The 24,784-nt window shown below is 74.7% G+C and carries 15 protein-coding genes, 1 pseudogene and 1 riboswitch; of the genes and pseudogenes, 6 read left to right on the forward strand and 10 right to left on the reverse strand.

The genetic code is table 11. The annotated features are described in order from the left end of the window. Positions 1-61 precede the first annotated feature (61 nt). The 6 genes from AB0O07_RS07805 to AB0O07_RS07830 all read right to left on the reverse strand — a co-directional run bounded on the left by AB0O07_RS07805 (position 62) and on the right by AB0O07_RS07830 (position 8,222). Complete coding sequence (locus tag AB0O07_RS07805) at positions 62-2,248, reverse strand: hydantoinase/oxoprolinase family protein (protein WP_365628660.1); 2,187 nt, start codon at positions 2,246-2,248, stop codon at positions 62-64. 2 nt (positions 2,249-2,250) lie between these two features. After that, positions 2,251-3,084, reverse strand: a complete 834-nt coding sequence (locus AB0O07_RS07810) for an ABC transporter permease (RefSeq protein WP_365628663.1) — start codon at positions 3,082-3,084, stop codon at positions 2,251-2,253. Then, on the reverse strand, positions 3,077-3,955 hold the full coding sequence (locus AB0O07_RS07815; RefSeq protein ID WP_365628666.1) for an ABC transporter permease: 879 nt from the start codon (positions 3,953-3,955) through the stop codon (positions 3,077-3,079). Before AB0O07_RS07815 ends, AB0O07_RS07810 begins: the two co-directional genes overlap by 8 nt. Beyond that, positions 3,952-5,148, reverse strand: a complete 1,197-nt coding sequence (locus AB0O07_RS07820) for an ABC transporter ATP-binding protein (protein ID WP_365628669.1) — start codon at positions 5,146-5,148, stop codon at positions 3,952-3,954. Before AB0O07_RS07820 ends, AB0O07_RS07815 begins: the two co-directional genes overlap by 4 nt. Continuing rightward, the gene (locus tag AB0O07_RS07825) at positions 5,145-6,269 is read right to left on the reverse strand and encodes an ABC transporter substrate-binding protein (protein WP_365628671.1); all 1,125 of its coding nucleotides are present in this window, start codon (positions 6,267-6,269) and stop codon (positions 5,145-5,147) included. Before AB0O07_RS07825 ends, AB0O07_RS07820 begins: the two co-directional genes overlap by 4 nt. A gap of 177 nt (positions 6,270-6,446) precedes the next feature. Beyond that, positions 6,447-6,569, reverse strand: a riboswitch (SAM riboswitch). A 309-nt stretch (positions 6,570-6,878) separates the two neighbouring features. Next, the gene (locus tag AB0O07_RS07830) at positions 6,879-8,222 is read right to left on the reverse strand and encodes a jacalin-like lectin (RefSeq protein WP_365628674.1); all 1,344 of its coding nucleotides are present in this window, start codon (positions 8,220-8,222) and stop codon (positions 6,879-6,881) included. Between the two features lie 424 nt (positions 8,223-8,646). Here AB0O07_RS07830 and AB0O07_RS07835 point away from each other — a divergent pair, with 424 nt between their 5' ends. Together AB0O07_RS07835 and AB0O07_RS07840 are read left to right on the forward strand one after the other, a co-directional pair. Next, complete coding sequence (locus tag AB0O07_RS07835; protein WP_365628677.1) at positions 8,647-10,389, forward strand: PHP domain-containing protein; 1,743 nt, start codon at positions 8,647-8,649, stop codon at positions 10,387-10,389. After that, on the forward strand, positions 10,386-11,054 hold the full coding sequence (locus AB0O07_RS07840; RefSeq protein ID WP_365628680.1) for a hypothetical protein: 669 nt from the start codon (positions 10,386-10,388) through the stop codon (positions 11,052-11,054). The genes AB0O07_RS07835 and AB0O07_RS07840 overlap by 4 nt, the downstream gene beginning before the upstream one ends. Positions 11,055-11,126: 72 nt before the next feature. Here the strand turns inward: AB0O07_RS07840 and AB0O07_RS07845 are convergent, their stop codons facing one another. Further along, a complete protein-coding gene (locus AB0O07_RS07845; RefSeq protein ID WP_365630252.1) occupies positions 11,127-12,020 on the reverse strand; it encodes a LysR family transcriptional regulator in 894 nt (297 codons plus the stop codon). A gap of 101 nt (positions 12,021-12,121) precedes the next feature. On the opposite strand from AB0O07_RS07845, the gene AB0O07_RS07850 reads away from it, so the two are divergent. Next, positions 12,122-13,084 carry an EamA family transporter gene (locus tag AB0O07_RS07850; RefSeq protein WP_365628683.1) on the forward strand — a complete coding sequence of 321 codons (963 nt, stop codon included), beginning with the start codon at positions 12,122-12,124 and terminating at the stop codon, positions 13,082-13,084. 43 nt (positions 13,085-13,127) lie between these two features. On the opposite strand, the pseudogene AB0O07_RS07855 reads toward AB0O07_RS07850, so the two are convergent. After that, a pseudogene (locus AB0O07_RS07855) lies at positions 13,128-14,321 on the reverse strand (nucleobase:cation symporter-2 family protein); the annotation flags it as partial. Positions 14,322-14,638: 317 nt separating this feature from the next. Continuing rightward, the gene (locus tag AB0O07_RS07860; RefSeq protein WP_365628686.1) at positions 14,639-15,526 is read right to left on the reverse strand and encodes an alpha/beta hydrolase; all 888 of its coding nucleotides are present in this window, start codon (positions 15,524-15,526) and stop codon (positions 14,639-14,641) included. A gap of 147 nt (positions 15,527-15,673) precedes the next feature. Between AB0O07_RS07860 and AB0O07_RS07865 the strand changes: the two genes are divergently transcribed. Then, positions 15,674-19,603 carry a BTAD domain-containing putative transcriptional regulator gene (locus AB0O07_RS07865; protein WP_365628690.1) on the forward strand — a complete coding sequence of 1,310 codons (3,930 nt, stop codon included), beginning with the start codon at positions 15,674-15,676 and terminating at the stop codon, positions 19,601-19,603. Positions 19,604-19,982: 379 nt separating this feature from the next. Beyond that, complete coding sequence (locus tag AB0O07_RS07870) at positions 19,983-21,455, forward strand: glycoside hydrolase (RefSeq protein ID WP_365628693.1); 1,473 nt, start codon at positions 19,983-19,985, stop codon at positions 21,453-21,455. Between the two features lie 16 nt (positions 21,456-21,471). Here the strand turns inward: AB0O07_RS07870 and AB0O07_RS07875 are convergent, their stop codons facing one another. Beyond that, positions 21,472-22,656, reverse strand: coding sequence for a helix-turn-helix domain-containing protein (locus AB0O07_RS07875; protein ID WP_365628696.1), 1,185 nt, complete (start codon positions 22,654-22,656; stop codon positions 21,472-21,474). Positions 22,657-22,894: 238 nt separating this feature from the next. Here AB0O07_RS07875 and AB0O07_RS07880 point away from each other — a divergent pair, with 238 nt between their 5' ends. Continuing rightward, positions 22,895-24,706: an FAD-binding dehydrogenase gene (locus AB0O07_RS07880; RefSeq protein WP_365628699.1), complete on the forward strand. Its 1,812-nt coding sequence runs from the start codon at positions 22,895-22,897 to the stop codon at positions 24,704-24,706. The last annotated feature ends 78 nt before the right edge of the window (positions 24,707-24,784 follow it).

A 24,784-nucleotide genomic window follows, 5' to 3' on the forward strand; every position in this document is an offset into this window, starting at 1 on the left:
TCGGGTGCGTCCTTGCCTTGCCGTGGGTCGTGCCGTCAGGGGTGCCGGGGGGGGCCGGGGCTCAGGTGTGCCGGAGCCGGAGGTTGCCGAGCGGGTCGACGGTGGCCGTCCAGCGGGGCGGTACGAGCACGGTGGTGTCGTCCTGTTCGATCACGGCGGGTCCGGTGAGGGTGTGGCCGGGCCGCAGCGCGTCGCGCCGGTGGACGGCGGCGGCCACCCGCTCCCCGGCGAGCAGGACGGGACGGTGTCCGGCCGGGGCGGGCGGCGGTCCTTCCTGGGCGGCGCCGGCCGGGGCGGTGGCGAGGGCGGGGCCCGCCGCGCTGATGGCGAGGCGGGCGGTGCCGAGGCGGACGGTGGCGGCCGGGTCGCGGAAGCCGTAGAGCCGTTCGTGCTCCTGGTGGAACGCCTCGGTGAGGGCGTCGCGGGTGAGCGTCTCGGGGAGCGGTACGCGCAGCTCGTACGCCTGGCCGTGGTAGCTCATGTCGGCGGCGAGGGTGAGGACGGGCGGTGCGCTCTCGGGGCCCTGCTCGGCGAGCCAGGCGCGGGCCCGCCGCTCCAGTCCGGCGAGGATCGTACGGAGGGCTTCGACGCCGGGTTCGTCGAGGTCGCGGCGGAGGCTGCGGGCGAAGTCGCGGCGGAGGTCGGCGCCGACCGCGCCGAGGGCGCAGAAGGTGGCGGCGGCGGCCGGGACGACGATCTCGGGGATGCCGACCTCCTCGGCGAGGACGGCGGCGTGGGTGGGGCCCGCGCCGCCGAACGGGACGAGGGTGAACTCGGCGGGGTCGAGGCCGCGTCCGGCGAGGGTCTTCTGGAGTTCGACGGCCATCCCCGCGGTGGCGACCCGCAGGGCGCCGTCGGCGGTACGGTCGGCCGCCGCGCCCGGATCGCCGGTGGTGAAGCCGAGTCCGTCGCCGACCAGGCCGAGGGCGCGGGCGGCGGCGGGCGCGTCGAGGGTCATCCGGCCGCCGAGGAAGGTGGCGGGGTCGATGACGCCGGTATGGAGGTAGCAGTCGGTGACGGTGGGGCGGGTGCCGCCGCGCCCGTAGGCGACGGGCCCGGGGTCGGCGCCGGCGCTGGACGGGCCGACCTTGAGGACGCCGTACGCGTCCGCCCGTACGACCGAACCGCCGCCCGCGCCGATGGCGTTGACGGCGACGACGGGGAGGATCAGCGGGAGGCCGCCGATGGTGGTGTGGGTGGCGAACTCCGGTTCGCCGTCGACGGCGACGGCGATGTCGCTGCTGGTGCCGCCCATGTCGAAGGTGACGAGCCGGCCGATCCCGGCGGCGCGGCCGAGCCGGGTCGCGGCGGTGACTCCGGCGGCGGGCCCGGAGAGCACGGTCTCGATGGGGCGCTCGGCGGCCGAACGGAGGCTCAGGGAGCCGCCGTTGGAGGCGGCGATATAGACGGGCGCGGTGACGCCGAGGCCGTCGAGGAGCGCTTCGAGCCGGTCGAAGTAGCGGCGCATCAGCGGCTGGATGTAGACGTTGAGGCAGGTGACCAGGGCGCGTTCGAACTCGCGTACCTCGGGCCAGATGGCGGCCGAGGAGGTGAGCGGCAGTTCGGGGACGAGCGCGGCGAGCCGGCGGGTGACGTCGGCCTCGAAGGCCGGGTCGGTGTGGCCGTGCAGCACGAGCACGGCGGCGGCCTCGGCGTCGGTGGCGCGCAACTCGGCCGCGACCCGGGCGAGTTCGGCGTCGGTGGGGGTGTGGACGGGGGTGCCGTCGGGGCCGAGCCGGGCGGGGATCTCGACGATCCGGTCCCGGGGGACGAGCGGTTCCTCCTTCGCCGCGTGCAGGTCGAAGGAGGACGGCATCCGGCTGCGGCCGATCTCCAGGATGTCCCGGTACCCCTCGGTGACGACGAGGGCGATCCGGGCGCCCCGGCGCTGGATGATCGCGTTGAGCCCGATGGTGGTGCCGTGGGTGACGGCGGCGAGGTCGGCGGGGCCGAGCCCGGCCCGCTCCAGGACGGCTGCGAGCCCGTCGGCGACGGCGCGCGCCGGGTCGTCGGGGGTGCTGGGCTGCTTGTGGTGGAGGAGGGTGGCGCCCCCGGCCGTACCGTGCGCGCCGCTCGTACCGCTCGCGCCGTCGGCTCCGCCCGTGCCGTCCGCGCCGGCAGTGCCTTCGACGCCTTCGACGCCTTCGGCGCCCGGCACCGCGAGGACGAAGTCGGTGAAGGTGCCGCCCACGTCGATCCCGACGCGGGCGCGCGGGCGGGGGGCTCCGGCGGTGGGGTCAGCGGGCACGGTCAGAGCACCTCCGAGAAGTTGGTGAACCGGTCGACGGCCACCAGGACGATCACGCTGACCAGCATCAGCAGGGTGGAGACGGCCGCCACCGACGGGTCGAGCTGGAACTGCACGGCGGAGAAGATCCGTACCGGCACGGTGGTGGTGTTGGAGCCGGAGACGAGCACCGAGACGGCGACCTCGCCGAGCGAGGTGACGGCGGCGAAGACGGCCCCGGCGAGGATGCCGGGGCGCAGCAGCGGCAGGGTGACGGTGAGGAAGGTACGGGCCCGTCCGGCGCCCAGGGTGGCGGCGGCGCGCTCCAGGGTCGGGTCGAGCGCCTGGGCGCTGACCATCACCGTACGGATGACGAAGGGGAGCGCGACCAGGGAGTGCGCCAGCCAGAGCCCGGGGAGGGTGTTGACCAGGCCGAGGCCCTGGAAGTAGTAGAGCAGCCCGAGCCCGATGATGATCTCGGGGACCATCAGCGGGGCGAGGGCGAGCCCGGCGAGCACGCCCCGGCCGGGGAAGTCGCCGCGGACCAGGCCGTACCCGGCGAGCGTGCCGATGGTGACGGTGGTCACCACGACGAGGACCACCAGGACCCCGCTGAGCTGGAAGGAGACCAGCCACTCCGGGGAGGAGAGCACCTCGGTGTACCAGCGGAGGGAGAACCCGGAGGGCGGGAAGCTCAGCGAGCTGGTCGAGTTGAGGGAGGAGAGCGCCAGGACGGCGAGCGGGGCGAGCAGGAAGAGGAAGACGGCGAGCGCGGGCAGCCGGGCGGCGGCCCGCCCGGCGCGGCGCAGCAGCGGGGAGGTGCGGCGGGCGGCGGGGGTGGTGGCCTGGTCAGCCATGGAGTCTCCGTTCCCAGAAGCGGAATCCGGTGCCCAGGGCGGAGACGCCCAGCAGGGTCAGCAGGAGCAGGGTGAGGCTGAGCGCGGCGGCCACCGGGTAGTCGAAGACGCTGGTGATCTGGGAGTAGACGCGCAGCCCGGCGAGCGGCTGGTTGGCGCCGCCGACCAGCAGGGGGGTGATGTAGATGCCCATGGCGAGCGGGAAGACGACGGTGGCGCCGGTCGCGATGCCGGGGAGGCTGAGCGGCACGGTGACCTTCCAGAAGGTACGGACGGGACCGGCGCCCAGGCTCCGCGAGGCGCGGGCCAGGTTGTCGTCGATACCGCCGAGCGCGGTGGTCAGCGGCAGGATCGCGAACGGCAGCAGGACATGGGTGACGGAGACGACCACCACGAGGTAGCTGGTCAGCAGGGGGGCCGGCTGGTCGAGGATGCCGAGTCCGACGAGGGCCCGGTTGACCGCGCCGTTGGCGGAGAAGAGCACCACCCAGCCGTAGCTGCGCACGACGACGCTGGTGAGCAGGGGCGAGACGACCGCGACGAAGAGCAGGGTGCGGACGACGCCCTTGCGGGCCCGGGCGAGCGCGTACGCGGCGGGGTAGCCGAGCAGTACGCACAAGGCCGTGACCAGCAGCGAGGTGAGCAGGCTGTGCCAGAGGGACTCGGAGAAGAACGCCTCGGTGAAGACCCTGTGGTACTGGGTGAGCGAGAACCCGTCGAGCGGATAGCCGTTGGGATCCGAGGCGTGGAAGCTCAGCGCGAGGACACGGACGAGCGGGACGATGAAGAGGGCCAGCAGGAAGACCAGGACCGGGGTGACGGGCCAGAGCCCACGCGTCCGGCGCGGCGCCCGGGCGGCGGGCGCGGTCATCCGGACGTCGCCTCCTTCGCGGGCGCTGTCTCCGCCGTGGCCTTCGCGGTGCCGAGGAGGATGACGTCGTCGGGGCCCCAGCCGAAGGTGACGCGGGCGCCGACCGCCGGGGGCTCCCCGGCGGTCCTGGCGTTGAGCGCGACGCCCTCGGCGACGACGATCTGGGCCTGCCAGGCCTCGCCGGTGAAGGCGCGGTAGCCGACGATGCCGGTGCCGCGCGCGTCGTCCGGCACGGCGTCGGTCTCCGGCGCGCCGTCCGGAACGCCGTCGGCGGCGTCCGCCCCGGCGGCCCGGAGGGTGACGCGTTCCGGGCGTACGGCGAGGGTGACCTGTTCGCCTTCGGGCAGCGCGGTCAGGCCGGTGGCCAGCCGTACCGTCCCCAGGTCGAGGGAGCCGTCGGCGCCGCCGGTGCCCGCCAGGATGTTGGCCGCGCCGATGAACTCGGCGACGAAGCGGGTGGCGGGGGTCCGGTAGACCTCGGTGGGGGTGCCGAGCTGTTCGACCCGGCCGCCGTTCATCACGGCGATCCGGTCGGAGAGCGACATCGCCTCTTCCTGGTCGTGGGTGACGAAGACCATGGTGATGCCGAGGCGCTGCTGGAGTTCGCGGAGCTCCACCCGCATCTCCCGGCGCAGCTTGGCGTCGAGGTTGGAGAGCGGTTCGTCGAGGAGGAGCACGGCGGGCCGGGTGGCCAGCGCGCGGGCCACGGCGACCCGCTGCTGCTGGCCGCCGGAGAGCTGGCGGGGCCGTCGGTCCGCGTACGCCTCCAGGCCGACGAGGCGGAGCGACTCGGCGACGCGTTCGTCCCGCTCGGCACGGTCGGTGCGGCGCACCTTGAGGCCGTACGCGACATTGTCGGCGACGGTCATGTGCGGGAAGAGCGCGTAGTTCTGGAAGACCAGGCCGAGCCCCCTGCGGTGGGTGGGCACGTCGGTGAGGTCCGTACCGTCCAGGGTGATCCGGCCGGCGGTGGGCGTGACGAACCCGGCCAGGCTGTTGAGCAGGGTCGTCTTGCCGCAGCCGCTGGGGCCGAGGACGGAGAGGAACTCGCCGCGCCGGATCGAGAGCCGGTCGACGTCGAGGATGCGCTGTCCCTCGTATCCGGCGGCGAGGCCCTCGATCTCGATGTGCGCGGCTCCGGGGCCGGCCCCGTCGGTCCCGGCCCCGGCTCCCGTCTCGTCGGTCCCGGTCACTTGAAGATCTGGTTCCACCGCTGCTGCCATTCGTTCAGCTTGGGGGTCGCCGTCTTGTAGTCGACCCAGGTGAACGTCTTGTAGACGTCCTCGCCGTACTTGACCTTCTTCTTGAAGTCGGGGCTGTAGTCGATGTGGTCGTTGCCCGCGCCGTAGAAGGTGCCCTCGGCGAACGGCTTCTGGTACTGGGCCGCGCTGAGGTAGTTCAGGAAGGTGTAGGCGGCCTTGGTGTGGGCGCTGCCCTTGGGTACGTAGTACGAGGTCAGCGCGCCGACGGCGCCGGAGGCGGGGTAGCTGAAGCCGATCGGCTGGCCCTCCTGGGCCATGGCGAAGGCGCGGCCGTCCCAGAAGGGCACGATCCAGGCGTCGCCGTTCTGGAGGACGGTGGAGACGGAGCCCGCGTCGGCCGGGTAGGCGGAGACGCACCCCTTCAGCTCGGCGAGCTTCTTGAACGCCTTGTCGACATCGGCCGGATTGGAGAGCTTGCCGCCGTCCTGGGAGACCAGCGCGGAGAAGAACTCCAGGCCGGCGTTGTAGGTCAGCGGGGGCAGCGCGACATGGCCGCAGTACTTCTTGTCGAAGATGTCGGTCCAGTCCTCGGGCGCCTGCTTGATCTTGTCGGTGCGGTAGAGCAGGCCGTTGGAGCCGGTGGTCAGCGGGACGCCGTAGGAGGCGCCGTCGATGGTGGACTGCTGGGTGAGGACCGGGTCGAGCTGTTTCCAGTGGGTGAGGTCGCCGGTCTTGAGCGGCTGGAGGAGCCCGCCGCCGACGGCCTGGTGGAGGGAGCCGGGGGTGAGGGCGACGACGTCGAAGGGCGCGTCCTTGCCGCCCGCGGCGCGCAGCTTGGTCAGCCAGGCCGAGTCGGCGCCGTAGACCAGGTTCACCTTGATGCCGGTGTCCTTCTCGAACGGTGCCACGAAGGACTTCTTGAAGAGCTCGCCCCAGGGGCCCGCGAACGCCGTGACGGTGATCGTCTCGCCCTTGGAGCCGGATTCCCCGGAGCCGGAGCCGGAGCCGCCGGTGTCGACGCTGCACCCGGCGACGGCGGCCAGGACGGCGGTGGCCGAGGCGGTGGCGAGCAGGGCGCGTCGCCCGCGTGGGCGCGAGAGGGCAGGTCTCATGAGGGCTGGACTCCTCGGTGCGGGGTGGCGTGCGTACGGCGCGCCGGCCCGTGGGTGGTGGTTCGCCGGCCGCGCTTCGGGCGGGCAGACGGGGCGGGGCACCGTGACGACGTGCCGTACGGCATCGCGTCCGCTGTCATCTTGTGCTCCCGTCACAGGTACTGGACCTGGGTGACAGGTCCGCGCTTGCTCCCCGGCACATCGGCGTGCTGGTGGAGCCGTGTCATCACCCGGGGCACCCCACCGCAGAAGGAGGGTTGCCGCCCAGCAAGCCGGGGCTTGTCGCTGGGTCTCGTGACAAGGGAAAAGGTAACACTCTGTGGCTATGGTCTGAAGATGGGATGGATCACATGAAGATCACATCCGGATCACGGGACGGGGCGGCCCGCCCGGGCGCCGGACCGGCGGGCCGGCCGGGGCCGCCGGGCCGGCCCGCCGCCGGGGCCGGACAGGGATGAACGGAGATGAACGGAGGTGACAGGGCGTCACATCGCGAGGGGCCGTGACGCTCTGTCGCGGTAGGGGCGGCGGTGCCCGGCCCGGCGGCCCCGGCCGCGCGAGCGCGGTCGTTCCGAGGCCGTCCGAGGCCCTTCGAGGCGGAGAGCGCGGTCACTTCGGGGCGTAGACCACGCCGAGCTTGTCGATCTCGTCGCCGGAGCGGCCGGTGAAGCCGACGATGCGCCACCCCGCCGGGGCGGTGAAGGTCACCGTGTCGGAGGTCGCGGTCCCGGCGGCGACGGTGCGGCCCGCGTCCGTGGTGAACGCGGCGGAGAAGATCCGGGTACGGCCGTCCTTCTGGCCCTGGGAGAGCTTGACCGAGGTGAGGTTCTCCCCGGCGGCCAGGGTGAGCGTGGCCGCGGTGCCGCCCGTACCGCCGTGGCTCAGGACCGTACCGCCGTCGAGGGCGAGGGCGACGGAGTCGAGCCGGGCGGCGCCGCGCAGGGTGAGGGTGCGGGGCGCCGGGGTGGCCGGGAGGAGCCGGGCGTCGTTGAAGGCGGTGCCGTGCGGGCCGCCGAAGAAGTCGGAGGCGCGCCGGTCGGCCGGGAGCGACCACCTGAGGTCGACGGCGTGCGGGTAGTGGTCGGAGAGGTGCTTGCCCGCGGGGTCGAGGAAGGCTCGCCACTGGTTGGCGTACCCGGTGGCGTCGAGGCCGACCAGCGGGCCGCCCCGGTAGAGGACCTTGTCGACGACCTCGCAGGTGTCGGTGGGCGCGACCGTGTCGCAGACCAGCGCGTCGCTGCCGAGGGCCGGGGCCGAGCCGCCGCGTACCAGCTTCACCCAGGCGTCGGTGAGGCCGTTCTCCTCGACGAGGGTGCGGATGTTGTCGCCGGTGCGGGTGTAGCGGGTGTTGGTGTCGCCCATGACGATGACGGCGTTGCCCGCGCTGTAGGTCCGGATGAAGGAGGAGAGCTGGGTGATGTTGGCGCGCCGGGCGGCGAGCGCGGCGTCCGTGGTGTCGGCGTTGGTGTGGACGTTGTAGAGGTCGACGAAGACGCCCTCGGCGAGCCGGACCCGGGCGAGCGAGAAGCCCTTCGGGGTGAGGCAGTCGGTGCCGGTGCAGTTGTTCCAGCGGACCCGCTCGAAGTCCTCGAAGGGGTGGTCGGAGAGGGTGTTGAGGCCGTCGCCGAAGGCCGCGCCGCCGCTGGTGGGGGTGCGGTACGGGTGGGTGTCGTTGGCGTACAGCGAGGCGTGGTAGTTGAAGTCCTCCTGGACGTTGACGACGGCGTACGGGCCCAGCCGCTGCCCGATGAGCGGGGTGTTGACCTCGGGGTTGCTCTGGCCGAGCCCGAGCGGGAGCCCGGCGATGTTGTACGTGAGGACCTTGAGCGTGCCGGAGTCGGCGGCCTGCGGCGCGGTGGCCGCCACGGCGGGCGTGGCCGGGGCGGCGAGGCCGGTGAGGGCGAGCGCGCCGGCGGCGAGGACACCGGCCAGTGCGCGGAGGGGGGATCGCATGGGGGCCTTCCGGGGAGGGGAACGGGGCGGGGAGGTGCCGGGGGCGGCGAACGGGGGTGCGTGGGGCGGGCGGTGCGCCGGTGGTACGCGTAACAGGGGTACGGGCGTGGCACGGTGGCGCCGGAGAGGGGTGCCCGTACTCCACGGCCTTACTCCACGGCCGTACTCCACACTCCGAGGCCGCACTCCACTGCCGTACTCCACGACCGTACTCCGCCGCGCCCCATCATCTACCGGCAAGTAGCTTGAAACGCAAGAGAGTTGGTTGTTCCCGCTGCCGGTTCACGGGAAGGGCGGGGCCCGCCGCGCGGCCGTCGCCCCGTGCTCACCCCCGCATCGCCCGGTGTTCATGTCCTCCGCCGACGCTCTCACTCACCACCTCCGTCACAACGGCGACAACCGGACATCGGACACAGGAGTCTCCATGGGCCACGGGCACCACCACCCGCACTCGCACGATCACTCCCACGCCCACTCCCCCGAGGAGAACGGCGCGCTGCCGCCCGCGCTCGACACCTCGGTGCCCGATGAGGCCCTGACCCCCGCCCAGCTCTCCCGCCGCTCCATGCTCCGCCGTACCGGACTGCTCGGCGCCGGGCTCGCGGCGGGCAGTGTGGTGGGCGGCGCGGCGGCCACGCCCGCGTTCGCCTCCGGCGGCAACGGCGGCAACGGCCTGCCGGGCGGCGGCTCGCACTCCGCGCGCCTGGGCGGTTTCCTCTGGCTCTCCGGTGACCACCACATCCACACGCAGTACAGCAGCGACGGCAAGTACCGGGTCGCCGACCAGGTCCGCCAGGGCGCCCGGCACGGCCTGGACTGGATGGTCATCACCGACCACGGCAGCGAGACGCACGCCAAGATCGGTGTGGAGAAGGTCAATCCTGACATCAAGGCGGCCCGCGCCGCGTACGAGGACACGCTGGTCTTCCAGGGCCTTGAGTGGAACATCCCGGCCGCCGAGCACGGCACGGTCTTCGTCCACCCGGGCCGTAACGAGGTCGCGGTCCTCAAGGAGTTCGAGAACTCCTTCGACGGCTCGGTGCGGAAGGCGTCCGACTCCACCCCGGCCAACGAGGCGCTCGCCATCGCCGGGCTCTCCTTCCTCTCCGAGCAGGTCAGGCGCCGCAAGGTGGACGACGCGCTGATGCTCGCCAACCACCCCTCGCGCAAGGGCATCGACTCGCCGCACGAGATCCGCGCCTGGCGCGACGCCACCCCCCGGGACCACCAGATCGCCGTCGGCTTCGAGGGCGCGCCGGGCCACCAGGCCGCCGGGATCGCCGCGCCGACGGGCATGGGCGCCGGGCGCGGCCTGTACGACGGCTCCCCGGGCGCCGGCTCCTTCGCGGGTTACCCGCTGGAGAGCTACCGCACCTGGGGCGGGTTCGACTGGATGACCGCCACCGTGGGCGGGCTGTGGGACAGCCTGCTCGCCGAGGGCCGGCCGTGGTGGATCACCGCCAACTCGGACTCGCACAACGTCTACGCGGACACCGCCGAGCGCGGCGGCCCGGACTCCGACTTCACGGCCAACGGCAAGCACACCGACCCGGTCTACCGGGGCGGACTCGACCTCACCGAGGGCGACTTCTGGCCGGGCCAGTACAGCCGTACGCATGTGGGCGCGGCGCGCTTCTCGTACGCGGCGGTCATGGACGGCATCCGCGCGGGCCGGGTCTGGGTCGACCACGGCGGCCTGGTCAGCGGCCTCGACGCGCGGCTCGCGGGCGGCGGCCGGTGGGCCACACTGGGCGGCTCGCTCCACGTGCGCCGGGGTACGGATGTGACGCTGACCGTCGACGTGGCGCTGGCCAACGGCGCCAACTGGGCGCAGTACGTGCCGAAGCTGGCCCGGGTGGATGTCATCCAGGGCGAGGTGACGGGCCCGGTGAAGGACAAGGACACGTTCACCGCGCCGACCGCCAAGGTCGTCTCCTCGTACGAGGTCAACAAGTCGGCGGGTACGGTCCGGCTCACCTACAAGCTGGGCCGGGTGGACCGTCCGCTCTACGTCCGGCTGCGCGGCACGGACGGCAACCGCTCGGCCGTCGGCGCGCGGGGCGCTGCGGTCGACCCGGCGGGTCCGGCGCTGGACGTGGTCGGCGACGCCGACCCCTGGCGCGACCTGTGGTTCTACTCCAACCCGATCTGGGTGCTGCCCGCATGACGCTCGCTCCGGCGACGGTGATCGGCGTCGACGCGGCCACCCCCGGCCTCGCCGACGCCGATCACCTGGCCCGGGTGGTGGCCGGCGCGCTCTCCCTGCCGGACGGCGCGTCGGTCGGTACGCACGCGGTACGGGAGGGGGTGCCGCATCTGGCGCTCTCGGTCACCCTGCCGGACGGGGCGGCGGCGGAGGGGGCGTGGCGGGCACTGACGGGGCAGGCGGCCGGGCCGGACGGGCCGGATGTGCCCGGGGCCGATGTGCCCGGGGCCGGGGCCCACGCCCTGGCGGCCGATGTGCTCGGGGCCGGGCCCGTGGGGTTCGCCTTCGGCGGGCTGCGCGCGGGGCCCGAAGCGCTGGCGGCGGGCGCTGCGCACGCGGCGGCGGAACGGGCCTCCGGCGCGGGGCGCGCGGTGCTCTTCCCGGGCGCGGACGCGCTCACCGGCACGGTGGAGGTGGCCGGGGTGGTCGCCGGGTCCGCCGTGGACGAGGTCGTCCTGCTGGGCGGGGCCGGGAGTCCCGGGCCGGCCCGCCGGGTGATGACCCGGGACCACGTACGGCCCGAGTGGCGGGCGGGGCGGCTGGTGCTGACGGTGATGGAGGCGGTGGGCGGGGTCCTGGTCCCCTTCGAGGTCCCGGATCCGACACCTTGCTGCGCCGACCACTGACGGCACTGACCGCACGGCAGGCAGGGCCGGCACGGCGGAGACGGCCGGCGCGTGACCGGGACCCGGGAGTCCTCAGCCGTTCCGGTAGAGCCGGGTGAGGAGTTCGATGGCGGCGCCGGTGGCGGGGTGCGGGGCACCCTGCCACCAGGCGAGGCGTACGGCGATGGGCTCGGCGTCCCGGACCGGACGGTAGACGACCCCGGGGCGGGGGTACTGGTCGCGGGTGGACTCCGCGGTCACCCCCACGCAGCGGCCGGTGGCGACGACGGTGAGCCAGTCGTCGATCTCCTGGGTGAACTCGACCTCGGGGCGGGACTCCGGGGGCCACATCTCCACCGTGGTGGTGCCGGTCCTCCGGTCGACCAGCAGCGTACGGTCCGCGAGGTCGGCGAGACGGACCGAGCGGCGCCCGGCGAGCGGGTCGTCCGCGGCCAGTGCGCAGTACCGCCGCTCCAGGCCGACGATGGCGGAGTCGAACCGCCGGTCCCCGTCGAGCGGCCGGCGGACGACGGCGAGATCGCAGGCGCCCTCGGCGAGCCCCGCGGTGGCCGAGTTGGTCCGTACGAGCTGGAGCCGGACCTCGGGGCGCGTCGCGGACCAGCGGCGCTGGAAGGCCACGGTGTGCCGACCCAGCGCCGACCAGGCGTAGCCGACCCGGAGCCGGGTGTGGCCCGAGGTGGCCTCCGCGACCAGATCGGCCATTTCGGCGAGGACCCGGCGGGCGTGCGCCGCGACCCGCACTCCGGTGGCGGTCGGGGCGAGTTCGCGGGTGGTACGGCGGATGAGCGGCACCCCGAGTTCGCGTTCCAGGGCGGCGAGCTGCCGGGAGACGGCGGGCTGGGAGAGGCCCAGTTCGGCGGCGGCGCCGGTGAAGCTGCCCTCGTCGATGATGGCGACGAGACAGCGGAGCTGCCGCAGCTCCACGTCCGCCGCGGCCCCGGCCGTCCCGCTCGTCCTGTCACCCATGGCGCTGTCCCCCATGGCGTTGCTCATACTCATGCGGGCTCCGCATAAATGGTCTCGTTCATTCATTTTACGTAAGAGACGGGCGGGCGGACGATCGGTTCATGTCGTCAGCAGCAGCAACCACCACCGCCACCCGGCTCTCCGGTATCGCGGCGATGCTCGGCAGCGGTCTCTCCAACCAGACGGGCGCCGCCATCGGCGCGCTCGCCTTCCCCGTGCTGGGTCCGGTGGGCGTGGTGGCCGTGCGCCAGTACGTCGCGGCGGCCCTGCTGCTCGCCGTCGGCCGGCCCCGGTTCCGTACCTTCACCCGGCGCCAGTGGTGGCCGGTGCTGCTGCTCGCGGTGGTGTTCGCGACGATGAACCTGTCGCTGTACAGCGCCGTCGACCGGATCGGGCTGGGGCTCGCGGTCACCCTGGAGTTCTGCGGGCCGCTCGCCATCGCGCTGGCCTCCTCGCGCCGCCGGGCCGACGTGGGGTGCGCGGTGCTCGCGGTCGCGGGGGTGGCGGCGCTGATGCGCCCCAGGCCGACCACCGACTACCTCGGGATCGGCCTGGGGCTGCTCGCCGCCGCCTGCTGGGCCTCGTACATCCTGCTCAACCGGACGGTGGGGCGGCGGATACCGGGCACTCAGGGCGCGGCGGCGGCCGCCGGGGTCTCCGGGCTGCTCTTCCTGCCGGTCGGGGTGGTCCTCGCGGTGCGCCATCCGCCGACCCTGGGCGCGGTGGGGTGCGCGGTGGCGGCGGGGGTGCTCTCCTCGGCGGTGCCGATGCTCGCCGACCTGTTCACGCTCCGGCGGGTGCCGGCCCGGCTGTTCGGGCTCTTCATGAGCGTCAATCCGGTGCTGGCCGCGGTGGTCGGCGGGGTGGTGCTGGGGCAGGCCCCGGACGCGGTGGAGTGGGCGAGCATCGGCGCGATCGTCCTCGCCAACGCGCTCAGCCTGCTCACCGCTCCCCGGACCCCGCGGGCTCCGGCGCCGGCTCCGACGCCGCCGGAGGGGCGGGTTCCGGGGCGGGAGCCGTATCCGGCCGGGCCCGGCGGCCCGTGTGGTGGAAGAGCAGGTTGAGCAGGAAGGCCGTGAGGGTGGCGCTGGTGATGGCGCTGCCCGCGATGATCTGGAACCAGCCGGGGAAGGAGTGGTAGATCGTCGGGGCGGCGACCGGGAGCATCCCGACGCCGATCGAGACGGCCACGATCAGCAGGTTGTCCGTGCCGTCGAACTCCACCTTCCGCAGGGTGTTGATGCCCACGGCCGTGACGGTGGCGAACATGACAAGCCCCGCCGCGCCGACCACCGGGCCCGGCAGGGAGGCGACGACCTCGCCGAGCTTGGGGACCAGGCCGAGCAGGATCAGGAACCCGCCGGCCGCGGCGGCGACGTACCGGCTCCGTACCTTCGTCATCCCGACCAGGCCCACGTTCTGGGCGAAGACGGTGTCCAGGAAGCCGTTCATCACGCCGCCGAGCACCCCGGAGACTCCGTCGGCGGCCAGCCCCTTGGCGAGGTCGCGGGAGGTGACCGGGCGGCCCGTCATCTCCCCGACGGCGAGCATGTCGGCGGTGGACTCGGTGAAGGTCACCAGCATCACCACGCACATCGAGATGACGGCGGCGACGGGGAACTCCGGGGCGCCGAAGTGGAAGGGCGCCGCGACCCCGAACCAGTCGGCGTTCCCCACGGTGGAGAAGTCGGTCAGCCCCATGACCACCGCGACGGCGGTGCCGCCGACCAGTCCGAGCAGCACCCCGAGCTGGGCGAGGAAGCCGCGTCCGAAGCGTCCCACGACCACGATGAAGAGGACGATCCCGGCGGCCAGCGCGAGATGGCCGGGCGCCGCGTAGTCGGGGGCCGTGGGGTCCTGGCCGGCTATCAGCCCGGCGGCGACCCCGATCAGCGAGAGCCCGATGACGATGATGACGGAGCCGCTGACCAGCGGCGGGAAGAACCGTACGGCGCGGGCGAACGGCACGGCGACCAGCAGGCCGAAGATCCCGGCCGCGATCATCGACCCGTACACGGCCTGCATGCCGTACTCGCCGGCGATCAGGATCATCGGGGTGACGGCGGTGAACGTGGCGCCCGCGACGACCGGCAGCCGCACCCCGAGGAAGCGGCCCACGCCGAGCGCCTGGAGCAGCGTGATCGCGCCCGCGACCAGCAGGTCCGCGTTGATCAGCAGCCCGATGGTGGAGGTGTCGAGGTGGGCGGCGGCGCCGAAGACCAGCGGCACGGTGACACAGCCCGTGTACATGACCAGCACATGCTGGAGCCCGAGCAGCCCCAGCCGGCCGGGCGGCGGCATCCGGTCGACGGGGTGCTTCTCGGGCTCGGGCGCGGGCGCGTGCGCTGTCGCTGTCGCTGTCGGGGCGGGGACGGATCCCTGGGACACGGGTGCCTCCGGAGGCGGATGGGGGCGGTGAGCGCGGCGTGGGCGGTGAGGGTGACGAGGGGCGGGGGCCGCGTGGACGGAGAGCGGGAATCAACTTTCTGTTGAACCCGTTTCCCGCGTGTTGCCGCCCCTCGACGGTGCTGTTGCCGCTTCTGCTGTACGCGCCGTTGCGTGCGGCTCCCTTCGTATACACGGTTTGGGCACAGGAGTGCTATTCCAGTAAGGGTGTGCTACCTGGCCAGCAGCTCCCGGAGCGCCTTCACCACCTCGGCGGGGGCCTCCTCGGCCATGAAGTGCCCCAGGGCGACGGAGGCGTGCTCCAGGTCGGGGGCCCAGGCCCGCCAGCGGGCGGCGGCGTCGGAGCTGAGCTCCGGGCCCCAGTCCTGCTGGAGGACGGAGACCGGCATACGGAGCCGGTTCCCGGCGGCGCGGTCGGCCCGGTCGTGGTCGGCGTCGGCGTGGGCCGAGGCCCGGTAGTCCGCGACGATCGACGGGACGGCGTCGCGGCAGGCCCGCAGGTAGGCGGCGCGGATCTCGGCGGGGAGAGCCTCCGGGTCGCGGGCCCAGAGGTCGAGGAAGTGGCCGAAGAAGGCGTCGGGGGCGGCGCCGATCAGCGTCTCCGGCAGACCGGGCGGCTGGGCCATCAGATAGAGGTGGAAGCCGATGGCGGCGGTGGTGCCGTGCAGCACCTCCCACATGTCGAGCGTGGGCAGCACGTCCAGGACGGCGAGGTGGGTGACGGCGTCGGGGTGGTCGAGTCCGGCGCGTACGGCGACGAGGGCGCCCCGGTCGTGCCCGGCGAGGGCGAACCGGTCGTGGCCGAGGGCGCGGGCGAGGGCGACGGTGTCGGCGGCCATGGCCCGCTTGGTGTAGGTCAGCCCCTCGGAGTCGGCGGGCTTGTCGCTGGCGCCGTAGCCGCGCAGGTCGGGGCAGAGGACGGTGTGGTCGGCGGCGAGGTCGGCGGCGACGTGCCGCCACATCAGATGGGTCTGGGGGAAGCCGTGCAGCAGCACGACGGGGGTGCCGGAGCCGCCGACGGCGACGTTGAGGGCGACGCCGTCGGCGACGGTGACGCGCTGGTAGTCGAATCCGGTGATCCCGGGCTCTGTGGGCTCCACGGGTACGGTCCTTTCGGCTCGGTTCTGCTGTCGGGTGGTACGGCCAGCGTGCGGCACCCCGGTCAGCAACCGGTCAGCAGCCGCTGACCAGCGGGTACGCGGAGCTGACCAGGTCGTATGGATGTCCGGGCGGCTACATTGGGCGCCATGACCAGCGCGGCGGCCCCACCGGAGGTGACCTTCGGTGTGCTGGGCCCGCTGGAGGCGTCGGCCGGGGGCGTCCCGCTCGCGCTGAAGGGCCCCCGGCACCGGGCGGTGGTGGCCCGGCTGCTGATCGCGCGGGGCCGGGTGGTCCCGGTGGAGCGGCTCGCGGCGGATCTCTGGGAGCGGCCCCCGGAGGGCGCGGCCGGGGCGATCCAGACCTTTGTCGCCGCGCTGCGCCGCGCCCTGGAGCCCGAGCGGCCGCCGCGTGCCCCGGCCAGGCTGCTGGTGACGGCGGCGCCCGGCTACGCGCTGCGGGCCGGGCCGGAGGCGGTGGACGCCTGGCGGTTCGAGGCGGCGACGGACGCGGCGCGTCCCCTGCTGGCGGCGGGGCGCGCGGGCGAGGCGCTGGCCGGGCTCGACACCGCGCTGGCGCTCTGGCGCGGGCCCGCGTACGCGCCGTTCGCCGCGGAGGCGTGGGCGCACGGCGAGATCACCCGGCTCGACGGGCTGCGGCTGCTGGCGGTGGAGCGGCGCGCGCGGGCGCTGCTGGAGCTGGGGCGGGCCGCCGAGGCGGTGACGGAGCTGGCGGGCCACGCGGAGGACCACCCGCTCCGCGAGGACGCCTGGCGGCTCTGGGCGCTGGCGCTGTACCGGTCACACCGCCAGGGCGACGCCCTGGCCGTACTCCGCCGCGCACGCCGCACCCTCGCCGAGGAACTGGGCACGGACCCGGGCCCCGCACTACGCGGCCTGGAGACCCGGATCCTGTCCCACGACCCCCGCCTCACCGGCCCCCTGGTGGCCCCGGGCACGAGGGCGGAGAGGGGCACGGGGGCGGCGGGGGCCGCCGGGGCGGTGGGGGCCGCGCAGGCGCCGGAGGCCGCCCGTATGCCGCAGGACGCCGGGACACAGGGCGCCGCGCAGACGCCGGAGGCGGCCCGCACGCCGGGCGCCGCCCGTACGCCGGGGGTCGCCCAGGCGCCGGAGGGCGTCGGGACAGCGGAGGGCGCCGGTGTCGCGTCCGGACGTGCCGGTGGGCGGGCGTTTGTGGGACGGGAGCGGGAGGCGGCGCTGTTGGAGGAGGCCGCGGCGGCGGTCGTACGGGGTGGCGGGCCCGGTGTCGCGCTGGTTTCCGGGGAGCCGGGGGGCGGGAAGACCGCGCTGGCCGAGGTGGTGGCCGCCGGGCTGGCCTCGCGTGGCTGGACGGTGGCGTGGGGGCGTTGCCCGGAGCATGACGGGGCGCCCGGTGACTGGCCCTGGCGGCAGGTGATGACGGCCCTGGCCGAGGCGGGCGCCGGTCCCGTACCGGCGGTGGGCGCGCCGGAGCCCCCGGGGAGCGCGCCGCCCGCCTCGGAGGCCGCCGCGCGCTTCCGGGCGCACCGGGCGGCGCTGGCGTATCTGGGGTCGGCGGCGGCGCGCGGCCCGGTCCTGGTGGTGCTGGACGATCTGCACCGGGCCGGTGCGGAGACCCTGGAGCTGCTGACCGCGCTGGCCACGGAGGGCGGCGGGGCGGGCCCGGTGCTGGTGGCCGGAGCCTACCGGGCCACGGAGATCTCCCCCGCCCTGGCCAAGGCGCTCGCCGTGCTCGCCGGTGCCGAGCCGGTCCGGGTCTATCTGGGCGGGCTGGCCGAGGAGGCCACCGGCGCGCTCGTACGGGGCCTGGTCCGGCGCGAGGTGGACGCGGAGGCCGTACGGGCGATCCACCGGCGTACCGGCGGCAACCCTTTCTACGTACGGGAGTTGGCGCGGCTCCTCGACACGGAGGGGCGGGCGGCGCTGGACGCGGTGCCCGCCGGGGTACGGGATGTGATCCGGCACCGGCTGGCGCGGCTGCCCCGGGCGGCCCGGGCGGTGCTGCGGCAGGCGGCGGTGGCCGGCCGGGAGGTCGACGTGGAGCTGCTCCTCGCGCTGGGGTCGGACGAGGACGCGGTGCTCGACGCGCTGGAGGCCGCGCAGGCGGCCGGGTTCCTCACCGAACAGGGCCCGGGGCGGCCGAGGTTCGCCCATGCGCTGGTGCGCGACACGCTGTACGAGGACATCGCGGGGCCGCGCCGGGCGCGCTGGCACGCGGCGGTGGGCGAGGCGCTGGAACGCCTCCGCCCCGGCGACGCCACCACGCTCGCCCATCACTTCGCCCACGCGGAGACCCGGGCCACCGCACCCCGCGCCGCCCGCTACGCCCGGGAGGCGGCGGTCCGCGCGGAACGGGAGTTCGCCCCGCACGAGGCGGTACGGCTCTGGCGCCAGGCCCTCTCCTCCCTCGAACTGGCCAGGGACGGGTCCGGCGGCGGGGCCGGGGCCGGCCGCGGGGAGAGCCAGGAGGAGGTACGGGAGCGGCTGACGGCGCTGATGGGGATGGTGCGCGCGCTCGCCGTCACCGGCGACCTGACGGCGGCACGGGCGCACCGCGCGGAGGCGGTCACGGCGATCGAGCGGCTGGGCGCCCCCGGCCACACGGGATCCGAACGGCAGACCCTGGGGTCCATCGGGGCAGGACCGGTTCAGGAACCGGCGTCCGCACCGGCGGCCGACGGACCGGTGGGTGCCGTACGGCGCGAGGCCGAGCCCCAGGGACGGCCGGTGGGTGCCGTACAGCGCGAGACCGAGCCCCGGGAACGGCCGGTCGGTGCCGTGCGACGCGAGACCGAGCCCCGGCAACGGCCGGTCGGTGCCGTACCGCACGAGGCCGGGCCCCGGGAACGGCCGGATGCGCTGCCGCGAGGCGCGGCGCACGGGGGCGCGGGCCCGGCGGGACCCGGGGCGCGGGACCTCGGCGGCGACCCGGTGCTCGCCGCCGAGGTGGTCTGCGCCTTCGACGTGCCCGCGATCTGGACGCGTAACGACGACGAGGAACTGTCCCGGCGGATCGCCGCCGTCATCGGGCGCACGCTCGCCGCGCTCGGGGCGCTGCCCGGGGACCAGGCGGGGCGGCGGGCCCGGCTGCTGGCCACGCTCGCCATGGAGCTGCGGGGCGATCCCACGGGGCGGGGGCTCCGGGCGGCGCGGGAGGCGGAGGAGTGGGCGCGGGGCCAGGGCGATCCGGCGCTGCTGGGGCTCGCCCTCAACGGGCGCTTCCTGCACACCTTCCAGCGGGCCGGGCTGGCGCCCGAACGGGCCGCGATCGGCGCGGAGCTGGTCGGACTGGCCCGCCGCCACGGGCTGGTGGCCTTCGAGGTGCTGGGACATCTGATCCTGCTCCAGGCCCGTTCCGCGCTCGCCGACCTCACCGCGGCCGACACGCACGCCGCCGAGGCCGGCCGGCTCGCCGAGCGCCACGGGATCCCGCTCGCCGGGGTGTTCACCCAGGGGTACGGGGCACTGCGGGCCGGGATCGCGGGGCGCCGGGCCGAGGCGGAGGCCGCGTACCGGAACACCGCCCGGTTGATGGCCGGGAGCGGGATGCCGGGGCTCGCCGAGGGGATCGGCCCGCTCGCCCTGCTCTCGCTGCGCCTCCAGGACGGCGGGGTGGACGAGGTGCCGGGGGACGACGCGACAGGGGGCGAGGCGGAGGAGGGCACCGGCTGGGGGCCGTACGCACCCTGGGCCGTACCGCACGCGCTGCTCGCCTCGGGCCGGCCCGACGCCGCCCGTACGGCGCTGCGCGCGGCCCCGGAACCCCCCGGCGACCTGCTGCTGGAGGCGCGGCTCTGCCTGCTCGCCCGGGCCGCCGTCATCCTCGGGGACGGCCCCGTCATGGCGCGTACGTACGAGCTGCTGCTGCCCGCCGAGGGCGAGTTGGCCGGGGCGGGCAGCGGGCTGCTCTGCCTCGGCCCGGTGGCGGCGCACCTCGGCGAGCTGGCCCGGGCGCGCGGCGACCGGGAACGGGCGGCGGCCCACCACCGGCGCGCCCGGGAACTCGCGCACCGGGCCGGCGCCCCGCACTGGCTGCGCGCCGCCGACGCCGCGCTCGACGCACTCGGCGCGCCCCGCTAGGCCCTGCCGCCGGCACACTCCCGCCGTCGCCCGAGACCCTCCCGCCGTCGCCCGAAGGGCGGCCCCCGCGCCGTCCGGCGCACCGCGCTCGCCCCCGGCACCACTGGCGCCCCGGCCCCCCGGCGGCACCCCCGGCACCCCCGGCGCCCCCGATGGCCGGTCCTCGCGCTCCCGCCCGCCCGGCCGCGCCCGGCGGCGCCCGGCCCGCGGGGGCTCCGACGGTTTCCGGTCAGAGCCGTGCCGCCTCTCGACAACCCCGGGGGAACCCCCGATGCTTCCCCTGCCGGACAGCCGTTCGGCATGGACATGACGGAGAGCGAGTCGGCGCCCGGGTCCGACGGCCGGCGCCGGAGCCGCACGGAGAGGCAGTGGACACGCCATGATCCGACGCAGAACCCTCCTGGCCGCCGCGGGCGGCGGCCTGCTGGGGAGCGCCCTGGCCACCGGGACCGCCAGGGCGGACGCCACCATCCCCATCGGGCCCTCGGCGACCTACGGGACCTGGGAGGGGTGGGGGACCTCGCTGGCCTGGTGGGCGAATGTGTTCGGCGCCCGGGACGACTTCGCCGACATCTTCTTCACCACCCGGTCGACGACGTACAACGGCACCTCGCTGCCCGGCCTCGGGCTGAACATCGCCCGGTACAACCTGGGCGCGTGCAGCGGGAACAGCGTGAACGGCGAGTCGATGGTGGCCTCGCCGAACATCCCCGCCTTCAAACAGATCGAGGGCTACTGGCAGGACTGGACCAACGAGGACCCCGCCTCCGCCGCGTGGAAGTGGTCGGCGGACGCGGCCCAGCGGGCCATGCTGGTGAAGGCGACGGCACGCGGCGCCACCTCGGAGCTCTTCGCCAACTCCCCCATGTGGTGGATGTGTTACAACCACAACCCCTCCGGCGCCGCCAACGGCGGCAACAACCTCCAGTCCTGGAACTACCGCCAGCACGCCGCGCACCTCGCGGCCGTCGCCCTCTACGCCCGCCAGAACTGGGGCGTGAACTTCGCGACCGTGGAGCCCTTCAACGAACCGTCCTCCTCCTGGTGGACCGCGACCGGCACCCAGGAGGGGTGTTATGTCGACGCGAGCGTCCAGTCCGCCGTACTCCCCTACCTGCGCGGCGAGTTGAACCAGCGCGGGCTGACCGGCACCCGGATCTCCGCCTCGGACGAGACGAGTTACGACCTGGCGCGCACCACCTGGAACTCCTTCTCGGCCACCACGAAGGGGTATGTCGACCAGGTCAACGTCCACGGCTACCAGGGCTCGGGCGGCCGCAGGGACCTGCTGTACTCCGACATCACCACGGCGGGGAAGGTCCTGTGGAACTCGGAGACCGGGGACAGCGACGCCACCGGTATGACCATGGCGAGCAACCTGCTCTACGACTTCCGCTGGCTCCACCCCACGGCATGGGTGTACTGGCAGGTGATGGACCCCAGCGCGGGGTGGGCGATGATCGCGTACGACGCGGCGACGCTCCAGCCGAGGGCGGTCCAGACGAAGTACTACGTGATGGCGCAGTTCAGCCGGCATATCCGCCCCGGGATGACCATCATCGACACCGGTGTCAGCTACGCGGTGGCGGCGCTGGACCGGTCGGCGCGGCGGCTGGTGATCGTGGCGGCGAACACCGCGACCACGGCCCAGACGCTCACCTTCGACCTGTCGGCGTTCACCACGGTCACCGGCGGGACCAATGGGCTGGTCCCGCGCTGGAACACGGTGACGACCGGCGGCGGCGACCTGTACACGGCCCGCTCGGACACCTATCTGTCGGGGAAGACGGTGGCGGTGCCGTTCGCGGCGCGGTCGGTGCAGACCCTCCAGGTGGACGGGGTGACCGCCTGAGGGCCCGGCCCTGTCGTCAGACCCCCGCCGGCCCCGGGTCGCGCAGCCACACGGTCAGCGCCCACCACCACTCCACCGTGGCGAGCGGCGCCGGGCGGCCGTCGTCCGGGGGTTCCGCGAGCGGGCGGCCGGTGATCTGCTGGAGCCGGCCGAGCCGGTAGCGGACGGTGTTGGGGTGGGTGAAGAGGGCCGCCGCCGTCCGGTCCAGCCGACGCCCCTGGCCGAGGAAGGTCAGCGCGGTCAGGGCGAGTTGGCGGTGGAACGCGTCCGCAGGGTCGAGCGCGCCCAGCAGCCCCCGGGCCAGATATCCGCCCAGCAGCGGCTGGTCGGCCAGCGCGATCTCGGCGGCGGAGTCGGTGAGCGCCACCACCCCGGTGGCGCCGCGCCGGGCGCCGAGCTCCAGGGCGCGGAGGCAGAGCCGGTACGTGGCGCGGAGCGCGTCCGGCGGAACGGCCGGGGAGACCACGGCGATGGCGCCCGGCGGGAGTTCCGTGGCGTGCGGCGGCCGGGGGAAGAGGCCCACCAGGTGCCCGTCGACCCGTATCAGACCGTCCACGCGCGGCACACCGGCACCGGCATCGGGGCTGCTGGTACCGGGGGCGGTGCCGGGGGCGTGGGTGACGAGGCAGTGCCGGGGGGTGTCCTGGCGGAGGCCGGCCCTGCGGAGCTCCTCGGCGGACGGCGGCGTGCCGTCCGTCAGAAGCCGCCGGAGCAGCCGGGCCCGGGGGCCGTCGTCCGGGGGCGGCGCGGCCTGTTCCGCGGTGCGGTAGCCGTGGACGACATGGCGTTCGACGGCGTCCCCGTACTCCTTGAGCAGCAGGACGGCGGGGAGGAGCACCCCGTCGGGGAGCCCGGCGGCCCGGCCCCGGTCGAGGGTGATCTCCACCGCGCGGGTGAGGGCGGCCTGCACCCCCCGGAGCACGGCGGTGACCGGGACGCGCTGCCCCGCGCGCTCGGCGCCGAGCAGCACGGCGGCGGCGAAGTTCTGCTCGTCGACCCGGTCGAGGGTGGTGAACCACTGGCCCGCCGCGGTGACCAGGGCGGTGACATGGCGGCGGCTCTCGGCCTCGGTGAGCCGGGCCACCTCGGGCGAGCGGCTCCGGGCCGCCCGGACGAGTTCGGCGCGTACGGCGGGGTCGGCGGCCATGGCCCGCAGGATCCCGGTGACCGGTTCGCGCTGGGTGACAGGGGTGACGGTCATGCGCCGGGCTCCTCTCGTACGGACCGGATCCCGCGCGCCCCCGGGGACGGTGTGGGCGACGTACAACGCGGGGGCGGATGCCTTGGCGTCCGGCTCCTACCGCACCCGTATGGCGACCTGATTAGCTGTGAGCTACCGCACGGTAACAGCAGGGTCCCCCGGGACAACACCCTCCGCGCGGGCGCGAGTACGCGCGCGGAGAGGAGTTGTCCGCCCCCCTTCCGGAAGGTCACCCCCCATGGAGCATCCGGCAGATCCGGCCGTCTTCAGCCGCCGTCGGGCGCTGACCGTCGCGGGCGGTGTGCTCGCCGGCGCCGCCGCGCTCTCCCCTCCGGTCTCGGCCTTCGCCGCGTCGGCGCCCTCCGCCCCGTCCGGCTCCGCCGCCGAGGACGCGGACGCGATCGTGGTCGGCGGCGGGCTCGCCGGTCTGGTCGCGACGGCCGAACTGGCGGCGGCCGGGCGGAAGGTGCTCCTCCTCGACCAGGAGCCCGAGTCCAACCTGGGCGGCCAGGCCTTCTGGTCCTTCGGCGGGCTCTTCCTGGTGGACTCCGCCGAGCAGCGGCTGATGGGGATCAAGGACTCCCCCGAACTCGCCTGGCAGGACTGGCAGGGCACGGCCGGCTTCGACCGGGGCGTCGACGACCCGCTCGGCGCGGACCACTGGGCGCGGCAGTGGGCCGAGGCGTATGTGGACTTCGCGGGCGGCGAGAAGCGCTCCTGGCTCTACGGTCTGGGCGTCCGCTGGTTCCCGGTGGTCGGCTGGGCGGAGCGGGGCGGCGGGCTCGCGGACGGGCACGGCAATTCGGTGCCCCGCTTCCATGTCACCTGGGGCACCGGGCCCGCGGTGGTCGAGCCGTTCGAGAAGAAGGTACGGGCCGCTGCCGCCGCGGGCCTGGTGTCGTTCCGCTTCCGCCACCGGGTCGACGCCCTGGTACGGAGCGGGGGCGCCGTCACCGGGGTACGCGGCGCGGTGCTGGAGCCGAGCGACGCGGCCCGGGGGAAACCCAGCTCGCGCACGGTGGTCGGGGAGTTCGAACTCCGGGCCCCGGTGGTGGTCGTGACCTCCGGCGGGATCGGCGCCGACCACGATCTCGTACGGCGGAACTGGCCGGCCCGGCTCGGCACCCCGCCCAAGAACATGATCACCGGGGTGCCCGCGTATGTGGACGGCCGGATGCTCGCCATCACCGAGCAGGCGGGCGGCCGGATCGTCAACCCGGACCGGATGTGGCACTACACCGAGGGGCTGCGGAACTACGACCCGATCTGGCCGGACCACGGGATCCGGATCCTGCCGGGCCCCTCGTCGCTCTGGTTCGACGCCACCGGCAAGCGCTTCGCCGCCCCGGACTTCCCCGGCTACGACACCCTGCACACCCTGGGGTCGATCACCGCGACCGGCTACGACTACTCGTGGTTCGTGACGACCCAGAAGATCCTGGCGAAGGAGTTCGCGCTCTCCGGCTCCGAACAGAACCCGGACCTCACCAACAAGGACATCCTCCAACTGCTCTCCCGGATCTGGCAGACCCCGGAGCCGATCGAGAAGTTCAAGAAGAACGGCGTCGACTTCGTCGTCGCCACCACCCTGCCCGAGCTGGTCACCGGGATGAACAAGCTGACCGGGGACGGTCTGATCGGCCTGGACGAGCTGCGGCGGCAGATCGAGGCGCGGGACCGCGAGATCGGCAACCCGTACTCCAAGGACGCCCAGGTGATGGGGGTACGCAACGCCCTCGCCTACCCCGGGGACACCCTGAGCCGGACCGCCTCCGCACACCGGATCCTCGACCCTTCGGCGGGCCCGCTGATCGCCGTACGCCTCAACATCCTCACCCGGAAGACCCTCGGCGGGCTCCAGACCGACCTGTCGGGACGGGTGCTGGGCGCGGACGGGGCGCCGGTGCCGGGGCTGTACGCGGCCGGGGAGGTCTCCGGGTTCGGCGGCGGCGGGGTGCACGGATACCGGTCGCTGGAGGGGACGTTCCTCGGCGGCTGTCTCTTCTCCGGCCGCCAGGCGGGCCGTGCGGCGGCCGCCGCCACCGCGTAGGGCGGGCCGCCCGGCGGAGATACCGGCAGGTGACACGCCCTCCCCAACGCGACGGCGACCGCCTATAGTGCCCGGGAC

This window comes from Streptomyces sp. NPDC093085 (genome assembly GCF_040683935.1).
Taxonomy (GTDB): Bacteria; Actinomycetota; Actinomycetes; order Streptomycetales; family Streptomycetaceae; genus Streptomyces.

Coding starts and splice junctions, on each gene's coding strand:
- AB0O07_RS07810 (WP_365628663.1), bottom strand. CDS start 3,084: ATGGCTGACCAGGCCACCACCCCCGCCGCCCGCCGCACCTCCCCGCTG.
- AB0O07_RS07815 (WP_365628666.1), bottom strand. CDS start 3,955: ATGACCGCGCCCGCCGCCCGGGCGCCGCGCCGGACGCGTGGGCTCTGG.
- AB0O07_RS07825 (WP_365628671.1), bottom strand. CDS start 6,269: ATGAGACCTGCCCTCTCGCGCCCACGCGGGCGACGCGCCCTGCTCGCC.
- AB0O07_RS07830 (WP_365628674.1), bottom strand. CDS start 8,222: ATGCGATCCCCCCTCCGCGCACTGGCCGGTGTCCTCGCCGCCGGCGCG.
- AB0O07_RS07835 (WP_365628677.1), top strand. CDS start 8,647: ATGGGCCACGGGCACCACCACCCGCACTCGCACGATCACTCCCACGCC.
- AB0O07_RS07840 (WP_365628680.1), top strand. CDS start 10,386: ATGACGCTCGCTCCGGCGACGGTGATCGGCGTCGACGCGGCCACCCCC.
- AB0O07_RS07845 (WP_365630252.1), bottom strand. CDS start 12,020: ATGGGTGACAGGACGAGCGGGACGGCCGGGGCCGCGGCGGACGTGGAG.
- AB0O07_RS07850 (WP_365628683.1), top strand. CDS start 12,122: ATGTCGTCAGCAGCAGCAACCACCACCGCCACCCGGCTCTCCGGTATC.
- AB0O07_RS07865 (WP_365628690.1), top strand. CDS start 15,674: ATGACCAGCGCGGCGGCCCCACCGGAGGTGACCTTCGGTGTGCTGGGC.
- AB0O07_RS07870 (WP_365628693.1), top strand. CDS start 19,983: ATGATCCGACGCAGAACCCTCCTGGCCGCCGCGGGCGGCGGCCTGCTG.
- AB0O07_RS07875 (WP_365628696.1), bottom strand. CDS start 22,656: ATGACCGTCACCCCTGTCACCCAGCGCGAACCGGTCACCGGGATCCTG.
- AB0O07_RS07880 (WP_365628699.1), top strand. CDS start 22,895: ATGGAGCATCCGGCAGATCCGGCCGTCTTCAGCCGCCGTCGGGCGCTG.